At 62.6% G+C, this 6,455-nt stretch carries 6 protein-coding genes; 4 read left to right on the top strand and 2 right to left on the bottom strand.

The window, feature by feature from the left end:
- Positions 1-118: 118 nt before the first annotated feature.
- The gene (locus EN914_RS19630; protein ID WP_013530471.1) at positions 119-1,213 is read right to left on the bottom strand and encodes an ROK family transcriptional regulator; all 1,095 of its coding nucleotides are present in this window, start codon (positions 1,211-1,213) and stop codon (positions 119-121) included.
- A 57-nt stretch (positions 1,214-1,270) separates the two neighbouring features.
- A complete protein-coding gene (locus tag EN914_RS19625) occupies positions 1,271-1,921 on the bottom strand; it encodes an SGNH/GDSL hydrolase family protein (RefSeq protein ID WP_024503955.1) in 651 nt (216 codons plus the stop codon).
- A gap of 353 nt (positions 1,922-2,274) precedes the next feature.
- Here EN914_RS19625 and EN914_RS19620 point away from each other — a divergent pair, with 353 nt between their 5' ends.
- The 4 genes from EN914_RS19620 to EN914_RS19605 all read left to right on the top strand — a co-directional run.
- Positions 2,275-3,321, top strand: a complete 1,047-nt coding sequence (locus EN914_RS19620; RefSeq protein WP_395316698.1) for a substrate-binding domain-containing protein — start codon at positions 2,275-2,277, stop codon at positions 3,319-3,321.
- An 81-nt stretch (positions 3,322-3,402) separates the two neighbouring features.
- Entirely contained in the window at positions 3,403-4,914 is a 1,512-nt protein-coding gene (locus tag EN914_RS19615) for a sugar ABC transporter ATP-binding protein (RefSeq protein WP_024503954.1), read from the top strand.
- Positions 4,915-4,922: 8 nt separating this feature from the next.
- The gene (locus tag EN914_RS19610) at positions 4,923-5,885 is read left to right on the top strand and encodes an ABC transporter permease (protein ID WP_024503953.1); all 963 of its coding nucleotides are present in this window, start codon (positions 4,923-4,925) and stop codon (positions 5,883-5,885) included.
- A gap of 3 nt (positions 5,886-5,888) precedes the next feature.
- A partial coding sequence (locus tag EN914_RS19605; RefSeq protein WP_164778805.1) for an ABC transporter permease occupies positions 5,889-6,455 on the top strand: 567 nt, incomplete at its 3' end.

Here is a 6,455-nt window from a genome sequence, read left to right as displayed (position 1 = left end):
CACTTAACATGCTATTAAGTGGGGCGTCCTGGCAAGCGGATTCGCCTGGTCACCTGAAAATCATCGATGGACCTGCAGAGGGGCATGATCGGCCGACCGGCAACCCGGTTCAGCTCGATCACTGGATCATGAAGCGCGAACTGAATGGCAGGCTTGCCGCGCCGACGGCCTTCGGGCTGATGGTGACGCGCGCCGGCAGCGCTTCGATGCCGGGGAATTCCCGGCCGATGTCGTCGCACAAGGCCTCGGCAATCTTTTGCGGCGCATAGCTGGACAGGACGACCGTCCTGAACTCGACAAACTGGGTCAGCGCGGAGATCGACGCTTTCAAGCGGTCGGAACACTCGCCCAGCCATGCGCTGTAGGCCTCGCCCAGATCGGGCCACTCAGGGCTGCTGCTCCAGATGATTTCGGACGGGCGCCCGCGCATGGCCAATTCGCTCTCCAGGCGCATCAGGCCGTGATCGAAGCTGGCGCTGGAGTTTCCCTTGTAGATCTGGTGGTTGAGGATGAGCCTGCTCTGCAGCCGTGCTCCGAGATAGAAGAACAGATAATCGTTGAGCGGCTTTGCGACTCCGAACATGCTCTCGCCGCCGGCCGCAGCGGTGATGTCGTTCTGCACGAAAACCGGCAGCTTGATCTGTTCCTCGATTTCAGCCTGCAAGGCCTTGAGCGAGGTGCTCGATCCGTTGCGGGTTGCAGCCATCGTGTCGACATCGTCGGGAACCGCCAGGCCGATGCCGGCAACCCGGCTGCGCGCCTCGACCGGCAGGCTGGTCATGGCTTGCCCGATCGCGCCGAACAGATCGCTGCTTTGCGGAAACGGATTGGCTTCATCAGCCGGTAACTGCGTGTGGAAGCGCACCGTGCCGATAAAGTCGATAAGCGCGATGTCGATCCTGCGCCGGCTGAAGCCGACGCCAACCGCATAGGCGCCCTCCGGGTTGAGCGAAAGCGGGATCGTCGGCGGCCCGACGCGGCCGCGCTGCGCCTCGCCCTGCGAGACCAGGCCCTCCTGCTCGAGCGAGCGAACGATGACCGAAGCCGTCTGCGCCGACAGGCCGGTCTTCTCGCCGATTTCCATCCGCGAAATGCCTTCGTTCTGAAGCAGCAGGGATAGCACCAGCCGCTCGTTGTAGCTGCGGACGCTCAATGCATTCAGCCCGCTCGCACGATCGGCGATGCGCAAGGGATTGGGTGGTGCGAATCTCATGTCAGGCAAAGGTCGCCCCGTCGGTAAGAGCGCGTTGCCTGGCGGCGGTATGGTTGCTCATGTCGAGCGGCTCCAGCCGATGGCATCGACCGCGCGGGCGAGCGCGGCGCCCAGCAATCTGTGCGCCTCGGCATCGATGTGAAAGCCGTCCGCCTCGCTGCACGACACCACCGAGCCGGCATCGAAAAAGTGCAGTTCGAGCGAGTCCGCCAGAACCTCGAACTCGAGCGCGAGCAGGCGCGATTTCTCCGGCGCACCGGCGAAGATGGACTTCCATTCCTTGACGTCGTCCTGCATCGGCGGCGGCGCCACGATCATGATTTCGGGCGTGGTGCCGCCCGGACCGGGCGCCAGCTCCTTGATGTCGTAGACGAGGCAGCCGATCCCCATCGCCACTTCCGACGGCGGCTTGTTGAAGCGGATCTTGAGATCGTTGGTGCCGAGCATGATGATGACGAGGTCGAGCGTCGCATGGCTCTGCAGGCAAGGACGAAGATAGGTTCGGCCGTTCTTGTGGGCGCCCTCGATCGGGTCGTCGTGGACGGTGGTGCGGCCGCTCAATCCCTCCTCGATGACATACCAGTCAGGGCCCAGCTGAGAACGCAATATGCCCGGCCAGCGTTCACCCGGACCATAGCGCTCGAGCGGCCCCCTGCCGGGGATCTGGCCGTGCGTGTTGGAGTCGCCGTAGCACAAGACTGATCGCATGTTTTTCCCGCCGGGACAGACTGCGCGCCGAAGCCGGCGAGCGCCATTCATGATGGATAGTGGAGCGGCGAAAGGCAAGCAAGGGAATAGTCATTCAACCTGACTAACTATTGACAGGGCGAATCCGCTGTGCTTCTAAAGTGCCCGGAGGAGTTCTCGACCGTCATCATCGTCCAGCAGAAGTTGGGCTTCGACACGCATGTGTTCGGGGGCGGGAGAATTGCGCGCATCGGTCGGTTTGTGACGGGGGCATGCATTGGGAGAGCGTCTCGTGGCCATACGAATTTGTAGGCCGGAGCAACCACAAGGAGGAGTGTTCAATGTTAGGATTGCTGAAAACCGTCGGCCTGGGGATGCTCGTTGCGTCCACGCTTGCCGTGACGTCCCTGGCGCATGCGCAAGACGTCAAGCTGATGGACGGCGTGGCGCCGCGCCCCGACGACACGCGCATGACCGCCGCCGGTGCGTTCAAGAAGGACCCGCCTTGGGTCATCGGCATGAGCGACTTCGGTGTCAACGCAAACACCTGGACGGTGCAGGTGGCGCATGAGGCGGAGAACGCCGCGGCCAAGGACAAGCGCATCTCGAAATTCATCCTGCTCGATGCCGGCTTCGACCAGAAGAAGCAGGTGGCCGATATCGAGGACCTGATCGCACAGCATGTCGACGCCATCATCGTTCAACCGGTGACCAGCACGTCGGCCAATGCCAGCATCGCCAAGGCGGTCGCCGCCGGCATCCCGGTCATCCTTCACACAGGGCGTATCGATTCCGACGCCTACACCACCGAAATCCAGGGCGGTGCCGAGCACTTCGGCAAGGTCATGGGCGACTGGCTGGTGAAGACCGTCGGCGACAACGGCAAGATCTGGGTCCTGCGTGGCCTGGCCGGTCATCCGGAAGACACCAACCGCTACAACGGCCTCCTGGAATCGCTCAAGGGCACGCATGTGCAGATCATTGCCGAGGAGCATGGCGACTGGCAGTACGACAAGGCCAAGAAACTGTGCGAGACGCTCTATCTGAACAATCCGCAGGTCGACGGCATCTGGTCGTCCGGCGCCGACATGACCCGCGCCTGCGTCGATGTCTTCAAGCAGTTCGGCACACCCATTCCGCCGATTTCGGGCGAGGGCAACAATGGCTATTTCGGCCAGTGGATCACTGACGGATTCAAGTCGATCTCGCCCGAATACAGCCCCGCCCAGGGCGCTGCCGGCGTGCGCGCCGCCGTTGCCCTTCTGGAAGGCAAGCAACTCTACAAGCGCTACGTCTACAATCCCGACGGGTGGGACCAGGACAAGGCCAAAAAATACTATCGCGACGACCTGACCGCCAATGTCTGGTGGCCAAGTGAGCTGCCAGAAGACAAGCTCAAGGAATACTACGGCAAGAAGTGACGGTGCCGTGGCTGGCGGGGAGTGGACAAGCATTTCCCGCACGCCGTTCCATGTGCTGAATCCGTTTCGTTCGAGGGTTTCGTGACCAATCTTATCGAGATGTCCCACATTTCGAAGGCGTTCGGAGGGAGCAAGGCGCTCCATTCCGTTTGCCTCGATCTCAAGGCGGGCAGTGTCCACGCCTTGATGGGCGAGAACGGTGCCGGCAAATCAACGTTGATGAAGATCCTGGCGGGCGTGCATCAGCCCGATTCCGGCGAGATCTTCATGAACGGGGAAAAGCTCGATCTGAAGTCGCCGCGCGCCGCGCTCGATGCCGGCATTTCGACCGTTTTCCAGGAGCATTCGCTGCTGCCCAATCTGTCGATCGCCGAGAACATGTTTCTCGGCCGGGAGCCGACGACCCGGTTCGGCTCGATCGACTATCCCGCGATGAAAAGCCAGACCGCCAGGGCGCTTGGCGAACTCGGCCTCACGCTCGACCCGTCGCAACTCGTTTCCAACCTGACCATCGCCGAGCGGCAATTCGTCGAGATCGCGCATTGCATCCAGGCCGACGCCAGCGTGCTCATCCTCGATGAGCCGACGGCGGCGCTCAACGCAGCCGACGTCGATGTGCTCAACCGCAACATCCGCCGGCTGCGCGATAAGGGAAAGGCCATCGTCTACATCTCGCATCGCATGGAGGAGATCTTCGAGTTGTGCGACACGGTGACGGTGCTGAAGGACGGCGCACTGGTCGGCACAAGAATGGTGTCCGAGATCACCACCGACGAACTCATCGCCATGATGGTCGGACGCGAACTCCAGGACCTTTTTCCCGATCGTACTGATAACAAAGGCGACGAGATACTGCGCGTCGAGAACCTGAGGATCACCGAGACATCGCGGCCGCTGTCGCTGACATTGCACAAGGGCGAGATCGTCGCCCTGGCCGGCCTGGAGGGACAGGGCCAGCAGCGCTTCCTGAGATCGCTGATCGGCCGCTATCATCCCTTCGCCGGAACGATTTCCATCAACGGCAAAGCGCTGAAGATGCCGCTTTCGGCGTCGGCGGGCGTCCGCCATTTGCAGCAGCTGAAGGTCGGCTTCGTTCCCGAGGACCGCAAGGAAGAGGGGCTCTTCCTCGCTTTGCCGATCGCCCACAACATCGCCATCGGATTGCATTCGAGGCGATCCGAACTTGCGCCGGCGCGACCGTATCGAAACGTCATCGCCCGCATGATGGAGGTCATGAACATAAAGGCGGCGGGGCCGACCGCTCCGGTCGGTTCCCTGTCGGGCGGGAACCAGCAAAAGGTGCTGCTCGGCCGGTATCTGGCCGCCGATCTCGATCTTCTCTTGGTGGAAGAGCCGACGCGTGGCGTCGACATCGGCGCCAAGTCCGAGATCTACCATCTGCTGCGCGACTTCACCCGCAAGGGTGGCGCCGTGCTGGTGCTGTCGCGCGAGACGATTGAGCTGATCGGGCTCTGCGACCGCATCTACGTCGTCCATGACGACACGATCGTTGCCGAAATGCCGGCAGCGCAGGCGAGCGAACACAAGATCCTCGACGCGGCCCTGACGGGCGGCTCCACGCGCCAGCATTAGGGGCCTCCATGCATCGTTCGCTTTTCAACATCCTGAGTGGCCGGAACACGCGGCAAGGCCTGTGGGGCCTGCCACTGCTGGTCGCTTTGCTCATTTCGCTGTGGCTGACCGTCGAGACGACGCAGTTCGCGACGGCCGAAAACCTTTTCAACCTGGTTGCCCAGGCGATGCCGCTGATCATCGCGGCGATCGGACAACTCGTCGTCGTGCTCATCGGCGGGCTCGACCTGTCGGTTGGCTCGGTCATCAGCTTCACCACCGCGGTGCTGGCGCTCGACCAGCCGGCGATCGTGCTGATCCCGGCGGTCTTCGTGCTGGCGGCACTCATCGGGCTGATCAACGGCCTGGCGATCACCCGCTTCAACGTCCATCCGATCATCGCGACGCTGTCGACGCAGTACATCGTGCTCGGCATCACGCGCATCCTGCGGCCCGTCTCCGGCGGCACGGTGCCGGAGATCGTCATCGATGCCGTTTCGGGCAGTTTCCTCGGCATTCCCTATCCGGTTTTCTGGGGCATCATCGTGATCCTGGCAGCGTGGAAACTGCTCTACGGGTCCCGCTACGGGCTGCATCTGTTTGCGATCGGCGGCGGCATCGCTTCCGGCGCCGAGAGTGCTGCCCGCAATTTCGGCGTCTCCGACCGCCGCAACATCATCCTCGCCTATGTGATCTGTTCCTGTTTCGCGGCCGTTGCCGGTGTCTTCCTGGCCGGGCGCATCGTGTCGGGCGATCCGAATGTCGGGCTGCTTTTCGAACTCGATACCGTCACCGCCGTGGCGCTTGGAGGCACCCAGCTTTCCGGTGGCATAGGCAGCCTGCACGGCACCGTGATCGGCGCGCTGGTCATGGCGCTGCTGGCCAATGGCATGAACCTCGCCAACGTCTCGCCGTTCGTCCAGACCGCGATCAAGGGCGGCATCCTGCTGGCGGTGGTCGGGCTGCAATCCCGCAAGAAGATGGGGCTCTGAAAGATGGCTGCCGTTCTCGCAAATCCGATCGCCCGGCGCCTGCTGCGCATACCGCCGTCCTATTTTGTCTTCCTCGTGCTGCTGGCCACGCTGTGGATCGCACGGCCGAACATGCTCAACCTCAACATCATGGGTATCTTCGTCAGGCAGATCGTCCCGCTCGGCATCCTGGTTCTGGGGCAGCTCGTCGTCATGCGGGTGAAGTCGATCGACCTTTCCGGCGGCGGCATCATCCTGCTCATCAACTATTTCATTTCGTCGGGCACTTTCCCCGGCGCGTCGATGCCTTTCTTCGTCGTGCTGGCGCTCGCCACCGGCCTCGCCATCGGCCTGTTCAACGGCTTCATGATAGGGAGCCGGCGGGTGTCGGCGGTCATCGTCACGCTGGCGGTCAGCATCATCCTGGTCGGGCTGGTGCAGTTCCTGTCGAGCGGCAATCCGCCCGGCGATGTGCCGAAGCTGTTCAACGACTTCTACAACACGAAATTCCTGTCGGTTCCGACGCCGGTGCTGTTCTGGGTCCTGCTGACCGCTTTGGTGTGGCTGCTGCTGTCGCGGACCGTCTTTGGC

Origin of the sequence: Mesorhizobium sp. M7A.F.Ca.CA.001.08.2.1 (assembly GCF_003998455.1) — a bacterium.
GTDB lineage: Bacteria > Pseudomonadota > Alphaproteobacteria > Rhizobiales > Rhizobiaceae > Mesorhizobium > Mesorhizobium ciceri.
Note: the sequence above shows the minus strand (reverse complement) of the source record. Positions and strands in the feature narration are given on the sequence as shown.